The organism is Polymorphospora sp. NPDC051019 (assembly GCF_040683055.1).
Taxonomy (GTDB): Bacteria; Actinomycetota; Actinomycetes; order Mycobacteriales; family Micromonosporaceae; genus Polymorphospora; species Polymorphospora lycopeni.
In genome coordinates this window covers 162,861-188,803 of the sequence record NZ_JBFBCH010000015.1, presented here as the reverse complement: position 1 = coordinate 188,803, position 25,943 = coordinate 162,861, and the positions used below count along the sequence as shown (strand labels likewise).

Here is a 25,943-nt window from a genome sequence, read left to right as displayed (position 1 = left end):
GTCTGCCCGCCGCGGTGGGCCGGTCAGGCCGCCGCGACCGGCCGGTCAGGTCGCCGCGGGCGCAGCACCCCGAGCGGCACCCCGGCCAGCGCCTTGATCTCCCGGGCCAGGTGCGCCTGGTCGGCGTATCCGGCGGTCACGGCCACCTCGGCCGCCGCCCGGCCGGCGTCGACCAGCGCCAGCGCCCGACGCATCCGCAGGATCCGGGCCAGCGTCTTCGGGCCGTACCCGAAAAGGGCGTGGCTGCGGCGGTGCAGCAGCCGCTCCCCCAGGCCGACCGCGGCGGCGGTCGCGGCCACCGACCGCCCGGCGCGCAGCCGGGCGACGACCTCACCGGCGAGCGGGTCCGGGCCCGGTCCGGCCCGCAGCCGGTCCAGCGCCGCCGCCTCCAGGACCCGACCCGGGTACGGCGAGCGGGCCACCAGCCCGGCCAGCCGGCGTACGTCCGCGGCCGGCCACAGGTCGGCCAGCGGCACCCGCTGATCACGCAACTCGTGGGCGGCCAGCCCGAACACGGCCGGGCCGGTGCCGGGCGGGAACCGTAGCCCGATCGAGGTCTCCCCGGCGCGCCGGGTCGCCAGGTGCGCCACCGTGTCCGGGCCGGCGACCAGCAGCCCGCCGCGGTCGGACCACATCAGGTCCATGCAGCCGTCCGGCAGTACCCGCACCTCGTGGTCGTCACCGACGCCAGCGCCGCGCCACCGGACCGTGCCGGGGACGGCGGAGGGCTGTTCGCCGTACACGGTGTGTCAGGGCCGGTCGGGATCGGTGCCCTGGTCGGCGCCGCTGCCACGGCCGCCGCCGGCGCCGACCGCGACCCCGAACGCCACGCCGAGGGCGACACCTATCCCCAGCCCGATCGCCAGGTTGTCCATGGCGAAGCCGATCATGGCGCCCATCACGATGCCGAACACCATTCCGGTGGCGAGCGAACCGCCCTTGCCTTCCACGAGAGCCCTCCCTGGTCCTGTTGAGGACATCATTCCCTGCCGCGCCCGCCGCCGAACCGCAGGTCGGCGCCGTTCAACCACGCCTGCCGCTACGCCACCCACCTCGTCGCCGTGCGCGACGGTCGCATCGTCGCCCAGGGCGCCCCCGCCGACATCGTCGACGCTGACGTCGTAGGCGAGGTCTTCGGCCTGCCCTGCCGCGTCATCCCGACCCGGAGACCGGCAGCCCGCTCGTCGTATCCGCGGCCCGCCGCAGCCTGAACACCGTCCACACCGCCACCCCCGTCACGCCTCGCCACCGCCTGCTCTTCGAGCCTGATCCGACGCGCGGTCAAACACGGTCGGGCAGAGCCGACAGCCCTTGGCGTAGACACTCGGCCAGCCGTACGGCGATTCGTCCGTCGGGGTCGAGGCGGGGGTTGAAGATTGTCACGTCGAGGCCGACCGCTTGACCGCTCGACATCGCCGTCCGCAGTACGGTCTCCAGCTCGGCCCAGGTCAGCCCGTCAGGCAGACGGTAGTCAACGGCGGGCATGACGGCGTCGTCGAGGACGTCGACGTCGAGATGGACCCAGTAGCCGGAGCCGGGACCGGCAGAAAGCCAGTCGACGGCCTGCCGCGCCGCCATCGCCGCGCCGGCTGCGCGTACACCCTCGAGATCGATCGTGCGCAGCGACGGCGGCAGCGGCTGCATCCCGGCCCGCGCCGACTCCGCGCTGTCACGGAAGCCGAAGGCCACTACGTCCTCGTCGCGCACCAGTGGCCCGCGACCCTCGATGTCACTGAGCACCTGCGGCCCTCGGCCCGTCGCCAGCGCGAGATCCATCGACGCCGCCTCGCCGGTCGGCTCGACGGCCGGCTGGTAGAAGTCGGTGTGCCCATCGACGAAGAGCAGGCTGTGATGCCCACGGCGGCGCAGGGCGAGCAGGTTGCCGAGCAGGATGGTGCAGTCACCGCCGAGGACCACGGGAAAGCGACCGCGGGCGAGGGCCGCGCCGACCACGTCAGCCAGCGCGACGCTGTATCGCGCGATCCCGCCGCCGTTGAGAATCCCCGTTTCGGGGTCCCGCTCCGGGTCGTACGCCGGCGCCTCGACCCGGCCGCCCGGCACCGCTCCAGGAAGGTCTCGCAGACCGGCGTCGAGCAGCGCCGCCGGCAGGTCCTCCACGCCACCGGGCCGCAGCCCCAGCACTGAAGGCGCCTCGATCATCGCCAGTTCCGGCACCGTCGACTCCCTCGCCAGCCAGGCGCGCGGACCACTTCCGCACGCCGTCACGCGCCGCACCACCACGCCGGCCGGGTCGCTCCAGCCGCGCCTGCCGCCCTGCCCGCACACCTGGCCTGCACGCTAACGGCAGGTTCCGTGCCCAGGCCGGTCTTTCACCGATCCCGACCCCGCCCCTGAGCGGCACCCAGGTTCGGATCCGGGCCGGTCCCGTACCTGCTGAGCACGGCGGATACGACATCCGATGGCCCGCACAGGTGCTACACAGAGAACATCCAGTGCCGGCACAGCGGGCGCGGCCAGGATGAGGGCATGGTGACCATGGATGCCCGATCGGCCGGTGCCGCCCGATCCACCAAGCATGTCGAGTTGCGGCGCCCGGACGGTGATCCCGTACGGGTGCTGGTCGTCGACGACGAGCCGACGCTGGCCGACCTGCTGTCGATGGCGCTGCGCTACGAGGGCTGGGAGGTGCGCAGCGCCCCGGACGGCATGGCGGCGCTGCGTACGGCGAAGCAGTTCCAGCCGGACGCGGTCGTACTCGACGTGATGTTGCCGGACCTGGACGGGTTCGAGGTGTTGCGGCGGCTGCGGGGGCAGGCGCCGTCGGTGCCGGTGCTGTTCCTGACGGCGAAGGACGCGGTCGAGGACCGGGTGGCGGGGCTGACGGTCGGCGGTGACGACTATGTCACCAAGCCGTTCAGTCTGGAGGAGGTCGTGGCGCGGCTGCGGGCGTTGATGCGGCGGTCGGGGGTCGGCGTGACGGCCCGGGACGAGGCGGTGCTGGTCGTCGGCGACCTGAGTCTCGACGAGGACAGCCACGAGGTGCGCCGGGGCGGCGACCTGATCACGCTGACGGCGACCGAGTTCGAGCTGCTGCGCTATCTGATGCGTAATCCGCGCCGGGTGTTGAGCAAGGCGCAGATCCTGGACCGGGTGTGGAGCTACGACTTCGGGGGGCAGGCCAACGTCGTCGAGCTGTACATCTCGTACCTCCGGAAGAAGATCGACGTGGGCCGGCAGCCGATGATCCACACGCTGCGAGGCGCCGGGTATGTCCTCAAGCCCGCGGTCTGACGGCGGGCCGGAGGGCGGCCGGCGGTGGCGGCCGCTGGCCGGGTGGTCGTTGCGGGCGAAGCTGCTCGCCGCCGTCATCGGGCTGCTCGCCGCCGTCTGTCTGGGCGTGGGTGTGGTCACCACGGTCGCGTTGCGGCACACGCTGGTCGACCAGGTCGACCGGCAGTTGACGGCCACCGAGCGGCGTGGCGGGCCGCCGCGTGACCTGCGCCCGGACTTCGAGCTGCGGCGGCAGCTCGTCGGCCAGCCGCCGGGCACGCTGGCCGCGGTCGTCGGGGACGGGCGGGTGGCGGCGGCCGTACGCGACGTCGACAGCACCGGTGGTGTGTCGGACGTGCCGGGCGACGCCCGGGTGACGCTGGCGGCACTGCCGCCGGACGGCGAGCCGCGCAGCCGCGACCTGGGTACGCTCGGCCGCTACCGACTGCTGGCGAGGGAGCTGCCGAACGGTGCCGTGACGGTGACCGGGTTGCCGCTGTCGAGCGTCGAGGACACCCTGCTCGGCATGGTGGCGGCGGAGGCCACGATCGCCGGGGCCGGGCTGCTGCTGGCCGGGGGCGCCGGCGTGTTGATCATCGGCCGGGCGTTGCGGCCGTTGCGCCGGCTCGCGGCGACGGCGGGCCGGGTCGCCGAGTTGCCGCTCGACCGGGGCGAGGTGGCGCTGTCCGTACGGGTGCCGGCGGCGGACACCGATCCGCGGACCGAGGTCGGTCAGGTGGGCGCGGCGCTGAACCGGATGCTGGGGCACGTCGGCGCGGCGCTCGCCGCGCGGCAGGCCAGCGAGACCCGGGTACGCCAGTTCGTCGCCGATGCCAGCCACGAGTTGCGTACGCCGCTGGCGGCGATCCGCGGCTACGCGGAGGTGACGCGGCGGGGGCGGGACGCGGTGCCGCCCGACGTGGCGCACGCGCTGCGCCGGGTGGAGTCGGAGAGCCTGCGGATGACGGTGCTCGTCGACGACCTGCTGCTGCTCGCCCGGCTCGACACCGGCCGGCCGCTGGCGAGCGAGCCGGTGGACCTGTCGGCGCCGGTCGTCGACGCGGTCAGTGACGCGCACGTGGCCGGTCCGGAGCACCGGTGGAACCTGGTGCTGCCGGAGGAGGCGGTGACGGTCGCCGGGGACCGGGCACGGCTGCACCAGGTGTTGGCGAACCTGCTGGCGAACGCACGTACGCACACCCCGGCGGGGACGACGGTGACCGTGACGCTGGCGGCGGAGCCGGCGGGTGGCGCGGTGTTGACGGTGGCCGACGACGGGCCGGGGATTCCGGCGGAGTTGCAGCCGGAGGTGTTCGAGCGGTTCGCGCGGGGTGACACGTCGCGGTCCCGGGCGGCCGGCAGTACGGGGCTGGGCCTGGCGATCGTGGCGGCGGTGGTGGAGGCGCATGCCGGGCGGGTGGGTGTGGACAGCCGCCCGGGTCGGACGGTCTTCACGGTGCGGCTGCCGGCCTAGGTCCGCGCTGGCCGGACCTGCGCCGGCGACGGGTCGGAACCCCGGCGCCGAACGGGAGCCCACCGCCGCACAGGAGCCCGCTGCCGCACAGGAGTCCGCGGCCAGCCGGGACCCAGGCCGGAAGAGGGCCGGCGGTGTCCGGCGCGGGAGCACAGGATCCGCACAGCGTCGGCGAAGCCGGCCGGAAGGCGGCGGGTCCACGGTGGATGACATGACGAACTCGATGACGCAGCCCAGCGGTCCGACCACCTGTCCGGGCGGACGCCCGCCGTCGGCCGGATCCCGCTCGCCGCCGGCGGTGCCCCCGTCACCGTCGGCCCCTCGGTGCCGGGTGGGCCGCACGCGCCGGCCTCGGTGGCGTGGTCCGCCGGTCCGGTGCCGGTACCGACCGGTGCGGCTCCCGTCCCGCCGGCGCCGGCCGCTGCCGGGGTTCCGGCCGTACCGCCAGCGCCGGCCGCTACCGGAATGCCGGCCGTACCACCGGTCGCGACGGCGCGGCCGGGCCGGCGGCGCATCCTGGTCGTGGCGGTCGCGCTGGCCGGCGGGGCCGGCGGCGGGGCGCTCGCGGCCCGGCTCGCCGAGCCGCGTACGACGTCGGTCGTCACCGCCGGCACGGTCTCGACGGGCGGTGTGGTGGATCTCGCCGCCGTCGCGTCGTCGGTCGCGCCGAGCGTGGTCACCGTCGAGGTCGCCACCCGCGGCGGCGCCGTGACCGGATCGGGCGTGGTCCTGAGCGACGACGGCCGGATCCTGACGAACGACCACGTGGTGGCGGACGCGACGGGGCCGGTGACGGTGCGGCTGGCGGACGGGCGTACGGCGCGGGCGACCGTGGTCGGCGGCGATCCGGAGACCGACCTGGCGGTGTTGCGGGCCGAGGGGGTCGACGGGCTGACGCCGGCGGTGTTCGGGGACAGCTCGGCGGTACGGGTCGGCGGCACGGTGCTGGCGCTGGGCAGCCCGCTGGGGCTGGAGGGGACGGTGACGGCCGGGATCGTGTCGGCCGTCGACCGTACGGCGGACTGGCTGACGGGTCTGATCCAGACGGACGCGCCGGTCGACGCCGGCAGCTCCGGTGGGGCGGTGGTCGGCACCGCCGGGCGGGTCGTCGGGATCACGGTGGCGATCGCCACCACCGGTGCGGACACCGGGAACATCGGTGTGGGCTTCGCGATCCCGTCGGACACCGCCGGGTCGGTCGTCACCCGGCTGCTCGCGCAGGCCGGTCAGGGCTCGTGATGATCCGCGTGATCAGGGGGTTTCGGGCGCGGCGCGCCGCCGACACGCGCGACGTACTCCCTGATCACGCGGATCAGGGTGAGCTGGTGGCGGGTGCTAGGCGCCGTTGGTGGACGGCTCCGGCTCATCCGCGGGCGCGGGGTGCATCGCGATGTTGAAGACGGTGAGCGCGAAGAACATGACCGCGCCGAAGAAGATGGCGATGTCGGCGACGTTGCCGATGAACCAGTCGAAGTACGCGATGAAGTCGACGACGTGTCCCTGCCCGAACGACGGCTCACGCAGCAGCCGGTCGAGCAGGTGGGTGGTCGCCCCGCCGAGCACCAGGCCGAGGCAGATCGCCCACACCCGGGACCGCACCCGCCAGGCGTACCAGGCCGCCGCGACCACACCGACGGCGGTCAGGACCGTGAAGATCCACGTCGCGCCCGAGCCGATCGAGAAGGCCGCGCCCGGGTTGTAGGTGAGCTGGATACCCAGCGCGTCGCCGACGAGCGGGGTGCGCTCGCCACGGGTGAGGCTGCCTTCCGCCCACATCTTCGAGAGCTGGTCGGTGGTGATCACCGTGACCGCGATGAGGGCCGCGATCCACGGCGCGTGGTGGGTCCACCGCTGCGCCCGGGGCGTGGTCGTGGTGGTGTCGACGGCCGCGGGGGCGGCGTCGTCGGTCTTCGACTGCTCGTCCGTCACCCGACGATCCTCTCACTGTTCGTCCGCAGGCCGGCCCGGCGCCTTCCGCGCCGCCCCCCGCCCTCCGCCCGGCCGGCCCCGCCCGCGTGCCGGCCCCGGCCCGCCCTGCGTGCAGGCTCGGCGGGCCGCCCCCCGCCGATCGAGGACCAATCATGCCCGGTTCGCACTTTTCGTCGCACAACAACTCCTTGATCAACGCTCCCGGCCGCGCGCGCTCCCGCGACCCGCGCTCCCGGCCCGCCGGCGCGGGTGGGGTGCGGTCGTTAGGTGGGGCGTTGGGCGGGTAGGCCCGATGGCGGAGAAGCGGGAGGTCGTGACCATGGCGCACAGGGAGTCGACCGGGGACGGGGCGTTCGAGGCCAGCGCGACGGCCGAGGGCGGCCGGGTCCGTACCGACGACGGGGAGCTGTCCACGGCGCTGGCGTCGCCGCTGGCGGACCACTGCACCGGGCTGACGCCGGAGCAGCTTCTCGCCGCCGCGTTCGCGTCCTGCCTGCATCACGCGGCGGTGGAGGCGGCGGCGGGCATCGGCGACGAGTCGCACACCGTACGGGTGAACGCGCGGGCGAGGCTGGCCCGGGACCCCGACGGGCGCTACCGGGCCGAGGTGCAGGCCACGGTCGGCTCGGCGGGGCTGACCCGGCAGCAGTTGACCGATCTGGCGCGGGGCGCGGACCGGCTGTGGCCGTTCCCGAGCACCGGCGAGCCGCGGCACACGCTGACCGTCGTACCGGCGGTCGTCTCCGGCGGGTGACGGCCGCCGCCGGATGTGGCGGCGGTCAGAAGCGGAAGCCGGCGGTGACCGCGCGGTGGTCGCTGCCGGGGGTACGCACCACGCCGGCGGACGCGGCGGTCAGGCCGCGGTAGAGCACGTGGTCGGGGCGGGTGACCGGCAGTGCCGAGGGCCAGGTGAACCCCATTCCCCAGCCGGCGTCGGCCTGCGCGTCGGAGAGCTGGTCGGTCAGTGGAGTGATCACCCGGTCGCTGGCGGCGGTGTTGAGGTCGCCGAGGACGACGAGCCGTTCGGCGTCGTCGCCGCGCAGTTGGCCGGCGAGGGTGGCGATGGTGTGGTCGCGGACGCTGGTGTCGCCGATCCGGGCGGAGCCGAGGTGCGCGACGTAGACGACGACATCGCCCTGCGGGGCGGCGACGACGGCCCGCAGGGCGCGGGTCCAGTCGAGGCCGGTGTCGACGCCGACGTAGCCGCGGATCGGGAAGCGGCTCCACAGTGCGACGGTGGAGACGTACGCCTGGTGCGGGTAGCGGTCGGCGAGGGTGTCGGCGATGGTGCCGCGGATGCCGCCGGACACCTCTTGCAGGCCGATGATGTCGGCGTCGATGTCGACGAGGGCGCGCACGGCGCCGTCCGGCTCGGGATTGCCGGCCTGGAGGTTCTGGCTGACGACGCGGAGTTGGACCGGCCCGCCGCCGCCGAACGGCAGCCAGGCGGCGCCGAAGAGGCCGGCCCACAGCAGGCCGGGCACGAGGACGACGGCCAGGGCGAGGCGGGCCCGGCGCAGCAGGGCGATCAGGGCCAGGATCGGTACGGCGATGCCGAGGAACGGGGCGACGCTGTCGAGCATGCTGCCCAGGCCGCGCACGTTGGGCACGAAACGGTAGCCGGCGAGCAGGAGGGCCAGGAGCAGCGCGGCGGTGATGACGAGTCCGCCGCGACGGGACGGGGTGGGTGCCGGTGGCCGGCCGGCCGAGTTGTTGATCTTGCTCAAGACCACGGCAGGATCGTACCCGGCAAAAGGGTGAGCAAGACCGCCACCCGCCCGACCGACCCGACTATCAGCCACTCAGCCGAGTCGTGGATCGGCCGGACGGGCGAGGCGCCCGGATCGCACCGACCGAAGGAAACGGCCGACGGAATCACCCGGGCCCACCCGGTAAGCCGGACATGCCAGATTTGATCGACTGGCTACATTGACCCTGATTTGAAGCTATTATTGGCATCCCATTGGTGAAAATTGTGGGAAGAGCCATAACCGGTACGGTTTTCGCTGGCCGGGATCCTGCCTAGTTTCGGCGGGTGCACCCCGACGACGCCCCCCATCAGCAGCCCTCCCCCGCCCCCTGGCATACCCGTTCGGTGGAGCCGGGGTCCGACGGTCGTCGCCGTGGCCGGCACCGCGCCGCACGGCACCGCCGGCGGACCTCCACCCCGGTCCGGATCTGCCTCGCCGCCGGCCTGACCTGCTGTCTCGGCGTCGTGGCGGTGGCCCAGCTCCGCGACTTCGACCCGGCCGTCGACGACGTACGCACCGACCGGGCCGCCGTCGCCGACCGGGCCGCCGCGGCCGGCGACGACGCCGCGTCCCGGTCGTACGACCGTTCACCCGCACCCGGCCCGTCGCCCAGCCCGTCGGCCAGCGCCGCACCGAGCAGCCCCGCGCCGCCGGCGAAACCGAAGCCGGTCGCCGGGCTCAACCAGACCCAGATGGACAACGCGCACACGATCGTCAAGGTCGGCCGCGAACTCGACATCCCCACCGACGGGCTGGTCGTCGCGGTCGCCACCGCCATGCAGGAGACCAACCTGCGCAACCTGGCCAGCGACGTCGTGCCGGAGTCGAAGAAGTACCCGCACGAGGGCACCGGATCCGACCACGACTCGGTCGGCCTGTTCCAGCAGCGGCCGAGCACCGGCTGGGGCAGCGTCCGCGACCTGATGGACCCCGAGTACGCCGCCCGCCGCTTCTACGAGGCACTGAAGAAGGTCGACGGCTGGCAGCGGCTCAGCCTCACCGCCGCCGCCCAGGCCGTCCAGAAGTCCGCCTACCCCGGCGCGTACGCCAAGCACGAGAGCCGGGCGACGACGATCGTCAAGGCGCTGACCTGACCGGCACCGCCTCCCCCGCCCGGTAGACGTCCTCCTCGTCGGCGACGAGTTCCACCTCGCCGACCGGCTCCGGGAAGCCGTCGATCATCCGCAGGACGCGGTCCGTGTCGCGCTCGCGGCACCGGCGGGCGTGCAGGGCGGCCTCGAAGTCGCGGCGGGCCTGCACCGCCTCCTCGTACGTCCGCTCGCGCAGTTCGATCGCCGCCCGCTGGGCGTCGGCGAGTTCGTCGTACGCCTGCGACACGATCTCGGCCGCTTCCTCCTCGGCCATCGTCAGCATCTGCTGGATGCGTTGCGAACCCTGGTAGACCGCCGGCCGGCCGTGCAGCATGGCGCGCAGCCGGCGGATCTCCGCGCGGGCGTCACCCAGTTCGCCGTACGCCGCCTCGACCTGCTCGGTCTGGGCACTGAGCCGGGCCAGCTGCCGGCCCAGATCGGCCAGGCAGCAGTTGACCTGCTCCGGGTCGTAGCCCCCGTCCACGACCGCGAACTCCATGCCCTGTTCCCGTACACCGCCAGACATCGTCCCCTCCTGGCATCGCTGCTTCACCGGTCCGCGCGGCATTCCCGGAAAACCCGGGCAGTAGAGCCCGCACTCTGGGAATTCACGGCCGATTTCCACGCCCCGTGTTCGGGCATCATCGGTCGCGTGGCGGGTAGTGGAGGTCGTCGGCCCGCTGGTACGGCCGACGGCCGCCACCTGCCGGGGGGAACGTGATGCGCGCCGTACGGTTGACCGGGCCGGGAACGTTGGAGCTGATGGACGTGCCGGTGCCCGAGCCGGGGCCGGGCGAGGTGCGGATCAAGGTCGGTGCGGCCGGCGCCTGCCACTCCGACCTGCACATCCTCGACGCGCCGGCCGGGGCGTACCCGGTCCCGATGACGCTCGGCCACGAGATCGCCGGCACGGTCGACCGGGCCGGTGACGGGGTCACCGCCTGGCGGCCCGGCGACCGGGCCGCGATCTACGGCATCCAGGGCTGCGGGCACTGCCGGGGCTGCCTGAGCGGGCGGGAGAACCAGTGCCGGACGGTGCCGGTCGGCGGGGTCGGCCTCAGCCGCGACGGCGGGCTCGCCGAGTACGTCGTCGTGCCGGCGTCACGGCTGCTGCCCACCGGCGACCTGGAGCTGACCCAGGCGGCGCCGCTGACCGACGCCGGGCTGACCCCGTACCACGCCGTCGAACTGGTCCGGCCGGCGCTGCGGCCCGGCACGTTCTGCGTCGTCATCGGCATCGGCGGTCTCGGCCACATGGCGGTGCAGATCCTGGCCGCGACGACCGCGGTCACCGTCATCGCGGTCGACACCAGCGACGCCGCGCTGGAACTGGCGACCCGGGTCGGCGCCCACCACACGTTCCGTTCCGACGCCGAGGCGGCCGGCCGGATCCGTGCCCTGGTCGGCGACCCGCCGGACGGCGCGGACGTGGTGCTCGACTTCGTCTCCGTCGACGCCACCACCCGGCTCGGCCGGACCGTGGTCGCCACCGGCGGGCACCTGCTGCTGGTCGGGCTCGGCGGCGGCCAGCTCACCCTGAAGCCGACCGCGGAGGAGCCGCCGCCGGTGCCGCTGGAGGTGACCGCCCGGATCCCGTTCTGGGGCACCCGCGCCGAGTTGCAGGAGGTGATCGCGCTGGCCCGGCTGGGGCGGGTGCACACCGAGGTCGAGACGTTCCCGCTGGAGGAGACCGTGCGCGCGTACGAGCGGCTGCGGGCCGGCGACATCCGCGGCCGGGCGGTGATCGTGCCCTGAGCGGACCGCCCGGCCGGGCGCCGGCCGGGCGGGGCACCGTCCGGGCGGTCCTGGGTCAGCGGAGCATCGACAGGGCGGCCCGGACCGGCGCCCGCCGTACCAGGCGGTCGAATCCGGGCTCGCCGCGGCAGAAGCGGGTGAACACCCGCCAGCCGGGCGGGGTGGCGAGCACGCGGTGGAACATCCCGGGCCGGCGGGTGAACGCGGCGAGCAGGTCGCGGCCGGCCCGCATCGACGGCACCAGCGAATCGTGTACGGCCGTCACGTAGCCGTCGAGGTCGCCGCGGGCGGCGGCCGCTCCGGCCAGCGCACCCGAGCGCAGCGCGAAGCTGATCCCCTCGCGGGTCCACGGTTCGAGCAGTCCGGCGGCGTCACCGGCGACGACGACCCGCCCGGCGCGCAGCGGTGACGTGTCGGTGCGGCAGCGGGTCAGGTGGCCGGAGTCGTGGGCCGGTTCGATGCCGGACAGGCCCAGCCGGTCGACGAAGCGGCGCAGGTAGGCGCGGGTCTCGTCGCCCTGGCCACGGGCGGCGATGACGCCGACGGTGAGCCGGTCGCCCTTGGGGAAGACCCACGCGTACGAGCCGGGGATCGGGCCCCAGTCGATGAGCAGCCGCCCGCACCACCGCCCCTGTACGTCGCGCGACACCGGCAGTTCGACCTCCAGGCCGAGGTCGACCTGGCCGTACTCGACCCCGACGTGGCGGGCGGTGATCCCCGACGAGCCGTCGGCGCCGACGACCACGCCGGCGGTCACCTCCGAGCCGTCGGCGAGGCGTACCCGTACCCGGTCGGTCTCCTGTTCGAGGGCGCGGACGGCGACCCGCTGGCGGACCTCGGCACCGGCGGCGACCGCGGCGGCGCGCAGCCGGTCGTCGAACTCCTCCCGGCGCACCATCGCGACCAGGGTGCGGCCGGGCTCGCGGCGGGTGAACTCGCGGCGGCCGTCGTGGGTGAAGGTGACCGCGTCGACGTGGTCGTGGGCCGGGATCTCGATCCGGTCGCCGAGCGCGTCGAGCGACAGTCCGATCAGGCCGCCGCCGCAGGTCTTGTAGCGCGGGTGTTCGGCCCGCTCCAGGACGATCACGCCCGCCCCGGCGCGGGCGGCCGTGTAGGCGGCGGAAAGGCCGGCGGGCCCGGCGCCGACGACGGCTACGTCATACGCGGTCACGCGGGCAGCGTAAGGCACCCGGCTGGGCGGGCAAGATCAGGCCGCCGGGTATCCGGCGCGGGGGCGGCCCCGGCCGCCGGGGCGGAAAGCGCGCCAGGAAACGGATTTGCAGGATTGTTGCATAACGTTGACACCCATCAAATCAAAAGTTACGTTCTGATTTCAGGAATGCGCTTTCCTAGTCAGTTCACATTATCCGGACGGACGGTCCGAATTCCCGCTCAAAGGAAGGTCCACCATGGATCAGCGTGGTCTCCCGCGCCCGAAATCCAGGCGGAAGATACCCGTCGTCGCCGCCACGATCGGCGCGCTGACCGCCGCCGCCGTCGCCTTCTCCCCCGCCGCCAGCGCGGCCACCGAGTTCAGCGCCAACTTCGAGGACCGCAACATCAGCGGCTGGGCGAAGTCCGGCGGCACCTGGGCCGTCGTCGCCGACGGATCGCAGGTCGCCCGGCAGTCCAAGACCGACAGTGAGAACGCCCGCCTCTTCAACGCCTCGACCAGCCTGACCAACTACACCGTCCAGGCCCGGGTCAAGCCGGTCAGCCTCGGCTCCAACGGATTCGTCGGCCTGCTGTCACGGGCCTCCGGGTCGACCACGTTCTACCGGCTGGCGTTGCTGCCCGGCCGGGCCGAACTACAGGCGGTCCGGGGCAGCTCGGTGACCGTACTCGGCAGTTCCTCGCGCACCGTCGCGAACGGCACCTTGTACACCCTGTCGATCACCACGAACGGCACCACCGTCAGCGGGTCGGTCAACGGCGCGCAGTTCGCCTCCGGCACCAGCTCGGTGTCGTCCGCGGGCCGCATCGGGCTGCAGACGTCGCACTCCTCGGCCTCCTTCGACGACGTGGTGGTGACCAGCGGCGGCACGGCCCCGCCCACCACGCCACCGCCGACCACGCCGCCCCCGACCGGCCAGCCGACGACTCCCCCGCCCACCACCCCGCCCCCGACGACGCCGACCACGCCGCCGCCGACCGGCCAGCCGGGCAACGTGGACGGTCTGATCGGCTTCGCCACCGTCAGCGGGTACGGCCGTACCGGCACCACCGGCGGCGCCGGCGGGCCGACCGTGACCGTGACCAGCTACGCGCAACTGGCGGCCGCCGTCGCCGACGACGTGCCACGGATCGTCCGCGTCTCCGGCACCATCACCGGCTCCGGCGCCGACATGCTCGACATCGGCTCCAACAAGACGATCATCGGCGTCGGCACGAACGCGACGATCAGCGGATTCGGGCTCGACATCAACGGCTGGGGGCCGGACGAGATCGCGTGGGGCGGCGACATCTGCGACCCCGCCGAACGCGACCGGTTCACCCCCGTCCAGAACGTGATCGTCCGCAACCTGTCCTTCCGCAACTCGCCGGACGACTCGGTGAACGTGCAGTGCTACTCGCACCACGTGTGGATCGACCACAACACGTTCCACCCGTCCAACGACGGCTCGCTGGACATCAAGCGCGGCTCCGACCTGGTGACCGCCTCGTACAACCGGTTCGTCGGCACGGACAAGTCGATGCTGCTCGGCCACAGCGACAACAACGGCGCCCAGGACCGCGGCTACCTGCGGGTGACGTACCACCACAACTGGATGGACGGCTCCAACACCCGGCACCCGCGGGTCCGGTTCGGCTACGCCCACCTCTTCGCCAACTACGTCGAGGTCGACGACTACTTTGTCGGGCTCGGTGTCGGCGGCCAGGTGTACGCCGACGCGAACTACGTGGTGAGCGCCAAGACGATCACCGAGGACTTCGGCGACACCCGGCTGACCTGGACGGACAACAACTGGTACGACCCGGCCACCATCACCCGGGCCAACGACAGCGGCAAGGAGAAGGACGACTGGCTGCGCGAGGACGACACCGTCGCCCGGCCGCCGTACAGCTACCCGGCCGGCAACGCGTCGGCCACTCCCCCGGCGGCCGGCGCGGGCGTACCCGGCGCCGACCGAATCCCCTGACCCGTAGCCCCAAGTCGTCCCACCTCATGATCCGCGTGATCAGGGAGTAGGTCGGGCGTGTCGTCGGCGCGCCTCGATGCAAACTCCCTGATCACGCGGATCTCGGGGTCAGTGGCGGCGGGTGGGGGCGTGCAGCAGGCGGAACAGGGTCAGCCACTGCTCCGGCCACACGTCGGCGACGACCGTGGCCCGGTCCAGCCGAACCGCCCGGAACGCGGCATCCAGCCGGCCGACCGGATGGTGCCGGCGCAGTGAGGCGTACAGCGAACCGCCGGCACCGCCGAACCCGATCCCGACAAGCCGCTCGTACGCCGGCAACGCCGTGGATGGGAGCAGCGGCCGCGGGCGGCGCTCCAACCGCAGCACCCCGGCGTCGACGCGGGGCACCGGGCGGAACGCCGTGCGGGGCACCCGGCCGGCCAGCCGCCACTCGAACGACGGCCAGGTGAGCACGGTCAACCGGCTCCACCGGCCGTAGCCGCCGGTGCGCTTGCGGGCGTACTCCCACTGGGTGAGCAGGGTCGCCGCCGTCAGCGTCGGCGCGGCCAGGCACCAGTCGACGACCGCGGCGGTCATCGCCCACGGGATGTTGCCCGCCAGCGCGAACGGTCCGCGCGGCGGCCGGGCCAGCAGGAAGTCCTCGATCCGGCAGGTGACGTTGGGCAGGGTCCGGCACGTCGCCGCCAGGTCCGCGGCGAGACCGGGATCGACCTCGTACGCGACGACCCGCCCCGCGGCGCCGGCCAGCGCCCGGGTCAGGTGGCCCCGACCGGCGCCGACCTCGACGACGAGGTCGTCCGGGCCGGGCCGGGCGGCACGTACGAAGCTCTCGACGACGGCCGGGTCGGTGAGGAAGTTCTGCGACAGGATCCGGCGCGTCCGGTCGACACCGGTACGGTTCGGCGCCCGGCGCGGCGGGAAGCCACCGGAGCCGCCGGACTGCCGGTCCGGGGCGGGAACGGTGTGCCGACCGGGGGCCGGATCAGGGACGGACCGTCGACCCGGGTCCGGCTCACGGCCGGCACGTCGATCGGAGTCCGGCGCGGCGGAGCGCCGCCGGAAGTCGGATGCCGAGGGCTGGCGGCCGACGTCGTCGGATCGCCCGGTGCCGGGAGTGTCCGGGTACGACTCCGAGTGCTGCGGGGGGTGGGAGGCGGCGGGTCGCCGCCCGGGGTTCGGGAGATTGGGGCGCGAAGCGCGTGGTGCCACAGCCGGTGTCCTGTCTGCCGGCCGGCGGGGACGCCGGGCGGCGGGCGTGGACAGGCAGCACGAAGCGGGGCCTGTCCGAGCGGATCTGGACTCGGATGGCCCTGGCGTGCGCGGTGACGCGCGGGAAGCTGGGTGAGGTCAGTCAGTCGCCGACGCGTCCTGGCGGGCCAGGGCGGGCCGGATCCGGGGGCGCGACACGAGCAGCGAGCCGTACCGGACCGGCGCGGCGCTGTTGATCAGAGCGTGCGTGGCTGCCATGCCGGCCACGCTAAGCCAACCCCACGCCGTCCCCCAACCGATTTCCCGCCGGCCCGCCCCGCCGGCCCGCCCCACCGGCCGGGCCCGACAGCCGCGGCCCTCAGGCCGGCCGATCAAGGAGAAGACGTGGGCGTTTCGCCGAATTTGTCGCGTAACTTCTCCTTGATCAACGCCCCGACCCCGCGCCGCCCCCGCGCGCCGCCCCCGCGCGCCGCCCCCGCGCGCCGCCCCCGCGCGCCGCCCCCGCGCGCCGCCCCCGCGCGCCGCCCCCGCGCGCCGCCCCCGCGGACGGTACGCGGACGGCACGGGGGCGGTGCGGGGGCGGTGCGGGGGAAAACGGCCCGGTGGGGACGGGTGGCTGCATACGCTCGTGGGCGTGACAGTCATGACGGCGCGACGGTACGACGTGCACGAGCCCGGATCGGTGGAGTTCCCGACGGCGGTGTTGCCCAACGTCGGCGGCGGGGGCCCGGTCCCGGGCGCCGATCCGGCGCCGGAACCGGCGTCGGCGCCGGGCGAGACCACCGAGGGTGACATCGACGACGACGGCTGGGATCCCGATCTCGACAGGCTGCCGCAGACCGACTGACCGCCCCGGCGGCGGTGGCCGTCGGCGCTGGTGGAGCCGGCCGGGGGAGGCCGGTTTCGGCCGCCTGGACCGAGGCCGTAAAGTCGCCCGGTGGCTGACATACGGGTAGATGTGGACCTATCCCACCCCGCCACCCGGGTATGGCGTGCGCTGACCGAGCCTCGCCTGCTCGGGCAGTGGTTCGGGGAGACGGACATGGTCCCGCGGATCGGCTCGCAGTTCCAGCTACGCCCGACCGACATGCCCGGCTTCAACGGCCCGGTCGCGGCCCGGCTCCTCGAGTACGGCGAGCCGCGCCGGCTGTCCATGGAGTGGCGGCTGGACCGCGTGCAGACCCTGGTCGTCTACGAGCTGGAGCCGACCGACGCCGGTTCCCGGCTCACCCTGCACCAGTCGTGTTTCGTCAACCAGTGGTACGACGAGCACCGCGAGCAGCTGGAGGAGACGTACGAGCACGTCCTGACCGGGCGCCTGCCGGCCGTGCTCGACTGGCTCGCGTTCTCCGAGGTCGATCTCGCCGGCCCGGCCGAGCCGGCCGGCGCGGGTGATGCCGGCGGGGTGGGCCCGGTGACGCGGCGTGGCGGTGCCCGGCGGGCGCTGCCGTCGGGACCATTGGCGACACTGGCCGGCAAGGGCCGCGCGGTGCTGGCCGGCAACAGGCGCGCGGTGCTGGCCGGCGGCGCGGTCGCGGTCGCCCTGCTCGCCGCCGGGCTGGTCGCGGTGGTCGCGCTGTCCGGTGGCGACGACGCGGACCGGTCGGCGAGGCCGGCGCCCGGCTCGGGGCCCTACCTGCCGGCGCCGCTGGCGTCGGGGCCCGGCGAGGTGACGGCGACCCCGACGCGGCCGCCGCTGGCGGCGTCGGCCGCGCCCACGGCGTCGCCGTCGGCGAGCCCGAGCGGGTCCTCGTCGGCGCGGCCCACCGCCGGCGTGCCGGCCGCGGTACCCCTCCAGGCCGAGTTCAACCGGCTGTCGACGGCGGCGTTCGGCTATCGCGGCGAGGTCACCGTCGAGAATCCGGGAGACACCGCCGCCCGCTGGACGGTCACGATCACCCTCACCGACTCGGGGACGGTGGGCGGGGTCACCGGGGCGGAGTACACCCAGGAGGGTCGTACGGTGACGTTCACCGGCGCGGCGGCGCCGCCCGGCGGGTCGGCCCGGTTCCGGTTCGACGTCACCGGCGAGTCGGTGTTCGGCCCGAAGCGCCCCGCCGGTTGCACCATCGACGGGCGGCCGTGCAGCGGCCTGTGACGCCGCGCCTCAGCCGGCGACGACCACGTCCGGCACGTGTTCACGCAGGGCCGCCAGCGCGTCGTCCGGGGTGCCGGGGTCGGTGACCACGGTGTGTGCCCGGTCCAGGGCCGCGATCGACGAGATCCCGACGGTGTCCCACTTGGTGTGGTCGGCGAGCACCACCAGCCGGTCGGCCGCCGCGACCAGGGCCCGGTCGGTGTCGGCCTCCATCAGGTTCGGCGTGGTGTAGCCGGCCCGCACGCTCATCCCGTGCACGCCGAGGAACAGCAGGTCCAGGTGCAGGGTCCGGATCGCGGCCACCGCGACCGGCCCGACCAGGGCGTCGGACGGGGTGCGTACGCCGCCGGTCAGCACCACGGTGTGGTCGGGCCGGGCGGCCCGGTGCAGGATGTCGGCCGCCGGGATCGAGTTCGTCACCACCGTCAACCCGGGCACGTCGACCAGACACCGGGCGAGTTCGGCGGTGGTGGTGCCGGCGGACAGGGCGACGGCCATGCCGGGGCGTACGAGGTGGGCGGCGCGGGCGGCGATCGCGGCCTTCTCGCCGCGCTGGCGGTCGGACTTGGCCGCGAATCCGGGCTCGTCGGTGGCGCCGGGGTGGACGGTCGTCGCCCCGCCGTGCACCTTGGCGAGCAGGCCGCGGTCGGCGAGCACCTCGAGGTCGCGGCGGATCGTCATGTCGGAGACGCCGAACTCGGCGGCGAGGTCGGTGACGCGTACGCCGCCGGTGAGCCGTACCCGGTCCAGGATCACCGCCTGGCGCTGCTGGGCGAGCATCCTAGGAGCGTACGGCGGCGCGGCCGGCGTGCAGGAACCGGTGGGCGCGCGGGAAGTCGTGCAGCGTCTCGGCGTAGACGTCGAGGACGCGGTCGAGGGTGTGCGGCGGCACCTTCCGGCTGTCGAGCACCTCGACCATCCAGGCGATGAACGAGGTGAACAGGGCGTCGTCGTCGACGTAGACGGCGGCGGTGAGGAAGTCGACGATGTGGCCGAGGTCGCTGACCGTCGAGTCGAACTGGGCGGTGGTGTAGTCCGCCATCGAGGGCACCCGGGCGGTGAGGTCGCGCAGGCCGGTGTCGATGAGGTCGGCGCGGCTCTTGACCAGGCCGGGGTATTCGTCGTCGGCGAGGTGGTCGAGGTCTTCCGACGGCGGCCGGTGCAGCCGCCGCTCGTCGGCGAGCAGGTCGGCGGCGGCGGTCGCGTCGCCGGCCCAGTGGACGCCGAGGCGACGTGCCCACCGGCCGTCGGGGCCGAAGCCGCGGCCGCCGACGAGGATCGGTACGTCGGCGCGCCGGCACGCCTCGATCATCCGGTGGGCGTCCGGCAGCCGCATCGGCAGCGCGCAGGCCAGCGCGACCGCGTGCGCGTCGTCGCGGTGCAGGTAGGACACCAGGTGGGCGGCGGGCACGCTGGCGCCGAGGAACGCGACGTCCCAGCCGCGCAGCCGGAGCACCTCGCCGACCAGGCGGGCCGGCAGGGCGTGCCACTCGCCGTCCATGCACGACACGACGACCCGGCCGAGGTGCGGGCGTACCCGGGTGTGGGCGGCGACGGCGGCGACCGCCCGCTCGCTGACGTGGGTGGCGGCGTGTTCCTGGGCGACCGACCACACGTTGCGCTGCCACCACCGGCCGACCTGTTCCTGGGCGGGCGCGATCAGGTCGAGCAGCACCCGTTCGGCGGGTACGCCCTCTTCGAGCAGCCGCAGGGCGACGTCGGTGGCGGCGTATTCGTCGGCGGCGGCGAGGCAGTCGAGGAATTCCGGATATGCCTCGACGGGGCCGGCGGCGGTCGGTGCGGGGGCGGTCACTGGCGCTGGTCCTCCGGTGCGGTGGCGCGGGGCGGGCCCGCCTCGGCGGCGGCCGGCCGGGCGGACGGGGCCGGTTCGGGCCCGGGCCGCTGATCGGGTACGGCGTGCAGGTGCCGGGCGGCCGACGTGCGGCGGCCGCCGGCCGGGTGGGCCTTGACGGTCAGCACCGCGATGTCGTCGTGGTCGCGTCCGGCGAGCCAGTCGCAGGTCACCTGTTCGACGCGCTCGGCGAGGGCGGGGGCGGGCATGGTGTGGCAGCCGGTGACGGCCTCGACGAGACGGGTGGCCCCGTACTGCTCGTCGCCGTAGCGGCCGCCGCGGGCCTCGGTGACGCCGTCGCTGTAGAGCAGGCACGTCTCGCCGGCCGCGAGGTGCACGGTGGCCTGGCCGATCCGCGGGTCGGGGACGACACCGATCAGCATGCCCTTGAGGGTGACGGCCTCGATCTCGCCGTCGGCGCGCAGCAGCAGCGGTGGCAGGTGGCCGCCGCCGGCCAGGGTGAGGGTCAGGCCGCCGTCGCGGGCGGGATGGGCGACGCCGAGCACGATGGTGGCGAAGCGGCCCTGCCCGTGCGCCCGGGTGGATTCGAGGACGGAGTCGTTGAGCAACTGCAGCAGCCGTCTCGGGTCGCTCTCGACCCGGCGCAGGGCCTGGATGCCCTGCCGGAGCTGGCCGGTGAAGACGGCCGCCTCCACGCCCTTGCCGGAGACGTCGCCGAGGAAGAACAGCGAGCCGCCGTCGGGCAGCGGGTGCGCGCCGTAGAAGTCGCCGCCGATGCGCAGGGTGGCCTGCGCCGGCCGGTAGGCGGTGCCCCACTGCAGGCCGGGCACCGGTTCGGGCTGTGCGGGCAGCAGGCTGGCCTGGAGCGTCTCGGCGATCTCGGCCTGGTCGCGGTAGAGGACGGCGGCGTTGAGGGCGGCCCCGGCGCGGGCCGCGAAGCCGCGCAGGGTCTGCAGGTCGGGATCGTCGAACGCTTCGTCGGCGGGCCGGGCGACGACCAGCGCGCCGGTCGGCGCGCCGCTGCCGGGCAGCGTGACCGCCCGGGCGGTGACGTCGGGTACGGCCAGTCCGGGCAGCCAGCCGGCCTCGGTGAGCTGGTCTTCGAGCCAGTCGGCGGCGTGCGCCTCGACCCCGGCGAGCGCCTGCGCGACGGCGTCGGGCAGGGCGTCCTCGGGCAGGGTGCCGCCGTCGACGGTGGTGGTGTCGTCGTCGGCCCCGGTCGCGCGCCACCACCGGACCCGGCCCTTGCGGGGTGACAGCACCAGTACGGCGACGTCACCGAGGGTGGGTACGGCGAGACGGACGGCGGCGCGGGCCGCCCGGTCCTCGTGCAGGGGGTTGCCGAGCTTCTGGCTGGCGCTGGCCAGGAACCGGGACCGGGACCGCTCGGCGAGAAGGGCGTCGGCGCGCTCGACGGAGTCGGTGACGTCCTCGACGTACCAGGCGAAGCGGTGGGAGGTGAGCGGCACCCGGCGGGCCCGCAGCCGGCGGCCGCCGTGGCCGAACTCGACGGCCGGCACGTCGTCGCCGCCGGGGGCGTCGCGCAGCGGACCCACGGTGACGAGTTCTCCGGCGGTCAGCTCGGGCAGCAGCCGGGCGGCGACCTGGCTGATGTAGCGGACCACGTGCGCGGCGTCGCAGATGACCAGGCCCTCGCGGAAGTTGTCGGCGACCCGGGGCCAGCCGGCCGCGCCGGGGGCGTCACCGCCGGCTCCGGCGGCGGGCGCGGACGGGGTGGCCGGAGCCGTGCGGGCCCGGCCCGGCGCGTCGCCCGGATCCGACGTGCGGATCCGGGTCCCGCCCGGGTCAGTGTCCCTGGCCTCGGTGTCCACCTGCTCCGGCCCCACTCCTTCGCTGGACAACTACGTCTGCTGTGTGGGGCGGCCGGGTCGCCGGGGCCCGCGTCAACCACCCTACGCCGATCCGTCCGGGCCGCCACCGGAGCACCGCCGGGGTGGTTCCGGGCCGGGACCGGCCCGTACGGACGGGCGGGCTCGGGTTAGGCTGAGCCATCATCCGGCTGTATCCCGCCACTCGAAGGTCCGGAAGGGCGTGATTGGCATGCTTCGTGGCGAACGCGCCGGAGGCACGCCGCTCGCCGTCCGCGTCGATGTGACCGACCCCACCCGCCCCGTCGTGACGGTCGGCGGCGACCTCGACTTCCAGACCTCCGGTGTGCTGCAGGACGAACTCGCCCGGCTGGTCGCCGGCGAGCCGTCGCTGGTCACCGTCGACGTGGCCGGCCTGCGGTTCATCGACAGCACCGGCCTGGCCGTGATCGTGCACGGCTGGCGGGTCGGCCACGAGGCGGGCACCACCCTCGAACTGCGTGGCACGCCGCCGTTCCTGGCCGCGATCCTGGAGGTCACCGGCGTCGGCGACCTCCTCGCCCGGCCGCCGGGCCGGCCCGGCGCGGCGTGGGGTGCCGCCGAAGGCGCCTGGGAGTCGACCGGATGAGCGACATCCGGAATCCAGGACAGGTTTCCGGCCCGTCCGAGGACGGGTATCACTCCCCGATGGCACCGGACACGCTCACCGTCGAGGTCGTCCGCCGGCCGCCCCGGTCGGCGCGGCTGAGCCTCTCCGGGGACCTCGACTACGACAGTGCCGACCACCTGCTGCGCGTGGCCGGGCAGGTGGTGCGCGACGGCTGCCGAGACCTGGTCGTCGACCTGTCCACGCTGGGCATCTGCGACTCGTCGGGGCTCGGGGCCCTGATCGAGGTGTCCCACCTGTGCCGCACCGCCGACGGCCGGATGCGGCTCGCCGGGGCCGGCCCGCACCTGCGGCAACTGCTGGCGCGTACCGGGCTCGACGAGGTGTTCGAGATTCAGGCACGCACCGGACTCGGCCCCTCGACGTCGGCACCCACCGGGTTGGACGCGTCGTCGGGTTCGCCCGCCTCGGGCGCCTGATAGACATACCGGACGAAGTCCCACCCGCTCTCGTTGTCGTCGGCGCCCGGCCACTGGCCGATCGAGTCGACCCCGACCACCTCACGCGTCGGCACGTCGGTGTCCTCGACCAGCGCCCACACCGTGACCGGGTACGAGCGGGTCGCCTCCGGCGACTGCCGCCAGCGGGCGTACCAGCCGGGTCGGGCGGGAACGATCTCGATGATGCGTTTCATGGCCGGCCTCTCGACGCGGGATCATGGCTTCCGCCACGATCGTCGCGCCGCGCCGGGTGACCGGCCCTCCCCCGGTGCGGATGAGTCGGGTCAGCGGGCCAGCGGCAGCTTGGAGCCGCCGAGCGCCCCCTCCGGGTTGTGGACCGCGCACATCACGTCCCGGTCGCCGTTCGCCCAGGTCTCCTCGGTCGGCAGGATCGGGTAGAAGTCCAGGCCGGACTCGTCACGGCTGCCCCACCGGGCCTGGAAGTCGCGTTCACAGCCGGCCCAGGCGAACGCCGCCAGCGCCGGGCGGTTCCAGGGGCCGTCGGGGGCGTGCAGGAAGCCGTACGACTGGTTGTAGGCCCCGTCGTCGCAGGACCGGTAGAGCACGACGACGTCCCCGGCACGGGCCAGGTATGCCGGGTCGGAGAAGCACTCGCCGCCCTCGATGTCGAGGATGCCGGCGGTCTGGGCGTCGATGAAGTTGTCGCCCTTGACGGGCGCGGCCCGCAGCGGCTCGGTCGCCGGCAGCAGCGCCAGCACCACGGCCAGCCCGAGCAGCGGCCAGCGCAGCCGGCGCCAGCCGGGCGCCGTGGTCGCATCCGACGCCGCTTCCTCCCCAACCACGCCCGACCTCCCACGGATCCGGGGCACCCGCCCGCGGCGACGCGTGTCGATGGCGTCCTGCCGGGGCGTACGCCCTGCTCAGAGCGTTCCGTTCGGACCGCTCGCCGGATCCTAGGCGGCCCAGGGTGAACGGTTCACGGACCTCAGGTTGATCATGGACGGCCGCCCGGTTACGGGACCGTTCAAGCTGGTCAGGACCATGATCAATTCATCTGTTGGCCAACCTGACGTCGCACCTGCGTCGGTCGCTCCCGGCTGAATGCGGTTGTCCGCCGGCACCCCTGCCGGTGGGCCAGTTGCAATCGGAGAAGGGTGACGACCCCTTGAGCAACATCAAGACACGGTGGGTGAGCGCGCCGAACAAGGCCAAGCTCGCCGCGATCGGCGCCGCCGCGCTGCTCGTCGGCGGCTTCGCGATGAGCCCGGCCGCGTTCGGTGACTCGCCGCCGGCGAAGTTCCCCGCCGCGGAGATCCACAAGCCGAGCCCGGTTCCGGACCGGATCATCCTCATCCCGACCACCACACCGTCGACCTCGCAGAAGGTGACCTGGCGCGCCGAGGCGCCGGCGAACTGGGCGCAGGCCGAGATCATCGAGGCCCCGCGGGCCTTCGTGAGCGGCAACGTCCCGTCCGGCACCACCGCGACCAAGGTGATGGCCTCGGCCACCAACTCGGTCAACACCTCGCTGGGCTACGCCTCGACGCACCACACCGTCGAGTTCACCGGCCTGAAGGCGGACACCCGCTACTCCTACCGGGTCGGTGACGGCACCAACTGGAGCGAGTGGATCGACTTCACCACGGCCGCCGCGGACGCCTCGCCGTTCTCGTTCATCTACTACGGTGACGCGCAGAACAACATCGACACCGCCGTGCCGCGGGTCTTCCGGCAGGCGTTCGCCGACCGGCCGGAGGCCAAGGTCATCGTCAACGCCGGTGACCTGATCGACCACGCCAACAGCGAAGAGCAGTGGGGCCAGTGGCACAACGCCGACGGCTTCATCAACAGCCAGATCAACAGCATCTCGGTGCCGGGTAACCACGAGTACAGCGGTGGCCTGTCGCAGTTCTGGCGGCCGCAGTTCCCGTACCCGGACAACGGCCCGGGTGCCGCGGAGCTGAAGCAGACCGTCTACTACGTCGACTACCAGGGCGTACGGTTCGTCGGTCTGGACACGAACTACCAGAGCAACGCCACCCTGATGGCCGCGCAGACCGCGTGGCTGGAGGGTGTGCTGGCGGACAACCCGAACAAGTGGACGGTCGTCACCTTCCACCACCCGGTCTACTCCACCACCGGCTCGCGCAACAACCCCAACGTGCGTGCCCAGTGGGGCCCGCTGTTCGAGAAGTACGGCGTGGACCTCGTCCTGCAGGGCCACGACCACTCGTACGGCCGGGGCAACCTCCAGACCGCGCGCAAGTCGACCACCGTCCACAACGGTGTCGCCTACGTCGTCTCGGTGTCCGGCGGCAAGATGTACGCCCTCAACAACGGTCAGAACTGGACCGGCAACGGTGCCGAGGTACGCAGCACCAGCCAGAACACCCAGCTCTACCAGATGATCGACGTGGACAAGGACCAGATCCGGTTCGAGGCCCGCTACGCCAACGGCGAGCACCACGACGGTTTCACCATCCGCAAGAACGACGCCGGCGAGCGGACCGTCAACGACTTCCGCACCCCGGAGAACACCAAGGGTGAGCAGGTCGAGGTCGCCAAGACCGACATCCAGCAGCTCAGCAAGCTCGGTTTCAAGGCCTACGGCTACGACCCGGGCGAGGACGTGACGGTGTACTTCCGGCGCACCACCGAGCCGGAGGACAAGAACGGCACCCGGATCGCGGTCAAGAAGGCCGACGAGCTGGGCAAGTTCAACTACACCTTCACCCTGCCGTCCGGTGCCAAGCCGGGCGACACCTACCAGGTGTACCTGGTCAGCAAGAACCAGCAGATCACCAGCCCGGTTCTCACCATCACCAAGTGACACCGTGCCGGGGGCGGGCCGGGCGACCGGCCCGCCCCCGGTCGGCACGGAACAGGAGATACGCGTGACGACGCGTACGCTGGCGGGCGCCCTGCTCGCCGCCGCGGCCGGGCTGGTGGGCGCGCTGTCGCTCGCCCCGGCCGCTCCCGCCTCGGCTCACCCGTTCGGGCCGCCGTCGACCGCCGACGTACGCGTCGACGGCTCGCGGATCGAACTGGTGTGGAAGGCGGCCGAGGACGACTGGGTCGCGCTCGGCCAGTCGCTCGGCGCGTTCGAGGACCCGACCACCGGCCCGGTCGACGTCACGCTGACCGGCGAGCAGAAGCTGGAGCGTTCCGAGGCCGTACGCGGCTACCTGCTGGCGAACCTCACCGTCAGCCAGACCGGCAACGCCTGCGAGGGGTCGCTGGACACCCTCGACCGGCTGCTCGAGCGCGGTGCCCGGTTCACCTTCGACTGCCCCGCGCCGGTCACCGAGGTCGACGTCACGCTGCGTACGCTGACCGACCTGAACCCGGCGTACCGCACGATGCTCACCGCCAAGGCGGCGCCGGCACAGACCCTCTTCACCGGCGAGGCGACCACCCACCAGATCCGGTTCGACCCGTCCGGCGGCGGCATGACCACGGCCGTCACGACGGTCGCGGCCGGCACCGGGGTCGCCGCGGTCGGCATCATCACCTTCTTCCTCGTACGCCGCCGTCGCGGGCGGCGGGCGTGAACGA

The 25,943-nt window shown here is 73.9% G+C and carries 26 protein-coding genes and 1 pseudogene; 14 read left to right on the top strand and 13 right to left on the bottom strand.

The genetic code is table 11. From position 1 onward, the window contains the following. Positions 1-23: 23 nt before the first annotated feature. Together AB0M79_RS24710 and AB0M79_RS24705 are read right to left on the bottom strand one after the other, a co-directional pair. On the bottom strand, positions 24-743 hold the full coding sequence (locus AB0M79_RS24710) for a helix-turn-helix domain-containing protein (RefSeq protein ID WP_364217779.1): 720 nt from the start codon (positions 741-743) through the stop codon (positions 24-26). A 6-nt stretch (positions 744-749) separates the two neighbouring features. Further along, a complete protein-coding gene (locus tag AB0M79_RS24705) occupies positions 750-950 on the bottom strand; it encodes a hypothetical protein (RefSeq protein ID WP_357534844.1) in 201 nt (66 codons plus the stop codon). 75 nt (positions 951-1,025) lie between these two features. Between AB0M79_RS24705 and fecE the strand changes: the two are divergent. Continuing rightward, positions 1,026-1,201 (top strand): annotated as a pseudogene (fecE, locus tag AB0M79_RS24700) (Fe(3+) dicitrate ABC transporter ATP-binding protein FecE); the annotation flags it as partial. Between the two features lie 80 nt (positions 1,202-1,281). Here the strand turns inward: fecE and AB0M79_RS24695 are convergent. Continuing rightward, positions 1,282-2,175 (bottom strand): arginase family protein, encoded by an 894-nt coding sequence (locus tag AB0M79_RS24695; RefSeq protein ID WP_364217777.1) that lies wholly within the window; start codon positions 2,173-2,175, stop codon positions 1,282-1,284. A gap of 321 nt (positions 2,176-2,496) precedes the next feature. On the opposite strand from AB0M79_RS24695, the gene AB0M79_RS24690 reads away from it, so the two are divergent. From AB0M79_RS24690 to AB0M79_RS24680, 3 genes are all read left to right on the top strand, one after another. Continuing rightward, entirely contained in the window at positions 2,497-3,252 is a 756-nt protein-coding gene (locus AB0M79_RS24690) for a response regulator transcription factor (protein ID WP_364217813.1), read from the top strand. Continuing rightward, the gene (locus tag AB0M79_RS24685; protein ID WP_364217775.1) at positions 3,230-4,705 is read left to right on the top strand and encodes an ATP-binding protein; all 1,476 of its coding nucleotides are present in this window, start codon (positions 3,230-3,232) and stop codon (positions 4,703-4,705) included. The genes AB0M79_RS24690 and AB0M79_RS24685 overlap by 23 nt, the downstream gene beginning before the upstream one ends. 465 nt (positions 4,706-5,170) lie before the next feature. Then, positions 5,171-5,944: a trypsin-like peptidase domain-containing protein gene (locus AB0M79_RS24680; RefSeq protein ID WP_364217773.1), complete on the top strand. Its 774-nt coding sequence runs from the start codon at positions 5,171-5,173 to the stop codon at positions 5,942-5,944. 96 nt (positions 5,945-6,040) lie between these two features. Here AB0M79_RS24680 and AB0M79_RS24675 read toward each other — a convergent pair whose 3' ends face one another. Then, positions 6,041-6,634, bottom strand: coding sequence for a signal peptidase II (locus tag AB0M79_RS24675; protein WP_364217771.1), 594 nt, complete (start codon positions 6,632-6,634; stop codon positions 6,041-6,043). 319 nt (positions 6,635-6,953) lie between these two features. Here AB0M79_RS24675 and AB0M79_RS24670 point away from each other — a divergent pair, with 319 nt between their 5' ends. Further along, positions 6,954-7,388: an OsmC family protein gene (locus tag AB0M79_RS24670; RefSeq protein ID WP_357534879.1), complete on the top strand. Its 435-nt coding sequence runs from the start codon at positions 6,954-6,956 to the stop codon at positions 7,386-7,388. Positions 7,389-7,413: 25 nt separating this feature from the next. Here AB0M79_RS24670 and AB0M79_RS24665 read toward each other — a convergent pair whose 3' ends face one another. Continuing rightward, positions 7,414-8,367, bottom strand: coding sequence for an endonuclease/exonuclease/phosphatase family protein (locus AB0M79_RS24665; RefSeq protein WP_364217769.1), 954 nt, complete (start codon positions 8,365-8,367; stop codon positions 7,414-7,416). A gap of 302 nt (positions 8,368-8,669) precedes the next feature. Here AB0M79_RS24665 and AB0M79_RS24660 point away from each other — a divergent pair, with 302 nt between their 5' ends. Continuing rightward, complete coding sequence (locus AB0M79_RS24660; protein ID WP_364217767.1) at positions 8,670-9,479, top strand: hypothetical protein; 810 nt, start codon at positions 8,670-8,672, stop codon at positions 9,477-9,479. Here AB0M79_RS24660 and AB0M79_RS24655 read toward each other — a convergent pair. Continuing rightward, entirely contained in the window at positions 9,463-10,002 is a 540-nt protein-coding gene (locus AB0M79_RS24655) for an ATPase (protein WP_364217765.1), read from the bottom strand. The two genes, AB0M79_RS24660 and AB0M79_RS24655, sit on opposite strands and share 17 nt — an antisense overlap. Positions 10,003-10,196: 194 nt before the next feature. Between AB0M79_RS24655 and AB0M79_RS24650 the strand changes: the two genes are divergently transcribed. Beyond that, a complete protein-coding gene (locus AB0M79_RS24650; protein ID WP_364217763.1) occupies positions 10,197-11,231 on the top strand; it encodes an NAD(P)-dependent alcohol dehydrogenase in 1,035 nt (344 codons plus the stop codon). Between the two features lie 55 nt (positions 11,232-11,286). Here the strand turns inward: AB0M79_RS24650 and AB0M79_RS24645 are convergent, their stop codons facing one another. Next, complete coding sequence (locus AB0M79_RS24645; protein WP_364217761.1) at positions 11,287-12,402, bottom strand: geranylgeranyl reductase family protein; 1,116 nt, start codon at positions 12,400-12,402, stop codon at positions 11,287-11,289. A 238-nt stretch (positions 12,403-12,640) separates the two neighbouring features. On the opposite strand from AB0M79_RS24645, the gene AB0M79_RS24640 reads away from it, so the two are divergent. Further along, on the top strand, positions 12,641-14,371 hold the full coding sequence (locus AB0M79_RS24640; RefSeq protein WP_364217759.1) for a family 16 glycoside hydrolase: 1,731 nt from the start codon (positions 12,641-12,643) through the stop codon (positions 14,369-14,371). 108 nt (positions 14,372-14,479) lie between these two features. Here AB0M79_RS24640 and erm read toward each other — a convergent pair whose 3' ends face one another. Continuing rightward, positions 14,480-15,241, bottom strand: a complete 762-nt coding sequence (gene erm, locus AB0M79_RS24635; RefSeq protein ID WP_364217811.1) for an ErmE/ErmH/ErmO/ErmR family 23S rRNA (adenine(2058)-N(6))-methyltransferase — start codon at positions 15,239-15,241, stop codon at positions 14,480-14,482. Positions 15,242-16,214: 973 nt separating this feature from the next. Between erm and AB0M79_RS24630 the strand changes: the two genes are divergently transcribed. Both AB0M79_RS24630 and AB0M79_RS24625 read left to right on the top strand, forming a co-directional pair. Then, complete coding sequence (locus AB0M79_RS24630; protein WP_364217757.1) at positions 16,215-16,427, top strand: hypothetical protein; 213 nt, start codon at positions 16,215-16,217, stop codon at positions 16,425-16,427. 90 nt (positions 16,428-16,517) lie between these two features. Further along, positions 16,518-17,678, top strand: coding sequence for an SRPBCC domain-containing protein (locus AB0M79_RS24625; protein ID WP_364217755.1), 1,161 nt, complete (start codon positions 16,518-16,520; stop codon positions 17,676-17,678). 9 nt (positions 17,679-17,687) lie between these two features. On the opposite strand, the gene AB0M79_RS24620 is transcribed toward AB0M79_RS24625, so the two are convergent. The 3 genes from AB0M79_RS24620 to AB0M79_RS24610 are packed head-to-tail and all read right to left on the bottom strand — an operon-like array spanning position 17,688 to position 21,353. Further along, on the bottom strand, positions 17,688-18,458 hold the full coding sequence (locus AB0M79_RS24620) for a DeoR/GlpR family DNA-binding transcription regulator (protein WP_364217753.1): 771 nt from the start codon (positions 18,456-18,458) through the stop codon (positions 17,688-17,690). Position 18,459: 1 nt separating this feature from the next. After that, entirely contained in the window at positions 18,460-19,491 is a 1,032-nt protein-coding gene (locus tag AB0M79_RS24615) for a cobalamin B12-binding domain-containing protein (protein ID WP_364217751.1), read from the bottom strand. Continuing rightward, positions 19,488-21,353 (bottom strand): PP2C family protein-serine/threonine phosphatase, encoded by a 1,866-nt coding sequence (locus tag AB0M79_RS24610; RefSeq protein ID WP_364217749.1) that lies wholly within the window; start codon positions 21,351-21,353, stop codon positions 19,488-19,490. Before AB0M79_RS24610 ends, AB0M79_RS24615 begins: the two co-directional genes overlap by 4 nt. A 199-nt stretch (positions 21,354-21,552) precedes the next feature. On the opposite strand from AB0M79_RS24610, the gene AB0M79_RS24605 reads away from it, so the two are divergent. Together AB0M79_RS24605 and AB0M79_RS24600 are read left to right on the top strand one after the other, a co-directional pair. Beyond that, entirely contained in the window at positions 21,553-21,948 is a 396-nt protein-coding gene (locus AB0M79_RS24605; protein WP_364217809.1) for an STAS domain-containing protein, read from the top strand. Beyond that, on the top strand, positions 21,945-22,406 hold the full coding sequence (locus AB0M79_RS24600; RefSeq protein ID WP_364217747.1) for an STAS domain-containing protein: 462 nt from the start codon (positions 21,945-21,947) through the stop codon (positions 22,404-22,406). The genes AB0M79_RS24605 and AB0M79_RS24600 overlap by 4 nt, the downstream gene beginning before the upstream one ends. Here the strand turns inward: AB0M79_RS24600 and AB0M79_RS24595 are convergent. Together AB0M79_RS24595 and AB0M79_RS24590 are read right to left on the bottom strand one after the other, a co-directional pair. Beyond that, on the bottom strand, positions 22,322-22,621 hold the full coding sequence (locus tag AB0M79_RS24595; RefSeq protein WP_364217745.1) for a hypothetical protein: 300 nt from the start codon (positions 22,619-22,621) through the stop codon (positions 22,322-22,324). The two genes, AB0M79_RS24600 and AB0M79_RS24595, sit on opposite strands and share 85 nt — an antisense overlap. A 90-nt stretch (positions 22,622-22,711) precedes the next feature. After that, on the bottom strand, positions 22,712-23,230 hold the full coding sequence (locus tag AB0M79_RS24590) for a hypothetical protein (protein WP_364217743.1): 519 nt from the start codon (positions 23,228-23,230) through the stop codon (positions 22,712-22,714). A gap of 347 nt (positions 23,231-23,577) precedes the next feature. On the opposite strand from AB0M79_RS24590, the gene AB0M79_RS24585 reads away from it, so the two are divergent. Both AB0M79_RS24585 and AB0M79_RS24580 read left to right on the top strand, forming a co-directional pair. Next, positions 23,578-25,218: a metallophosphoesterase family protein gene (locus tag AB0M79_RS24585; protein ID WP_364217741.1), complete on the top strand. Its 1,641-nt coding sequence runs from the start codon at positions 23,578-23,580 to the stop codon at positions 25,216-25,218. Between the two features lie 64 nt (positions 25,219-25,282). Continuing rightward, positions 25,283-25,939: a hypothetical protein gene (locus tag AB0M79_RS24580; protein ID WP_364217739.1), complete on the top strand. Its 657-nt coding sequence runs from the start codon at positions 25,283-25,285 to the stop codon at positions 25,937-25,939. Positions 25,940-25,943 lie beyond the last annotated feature (4 nt).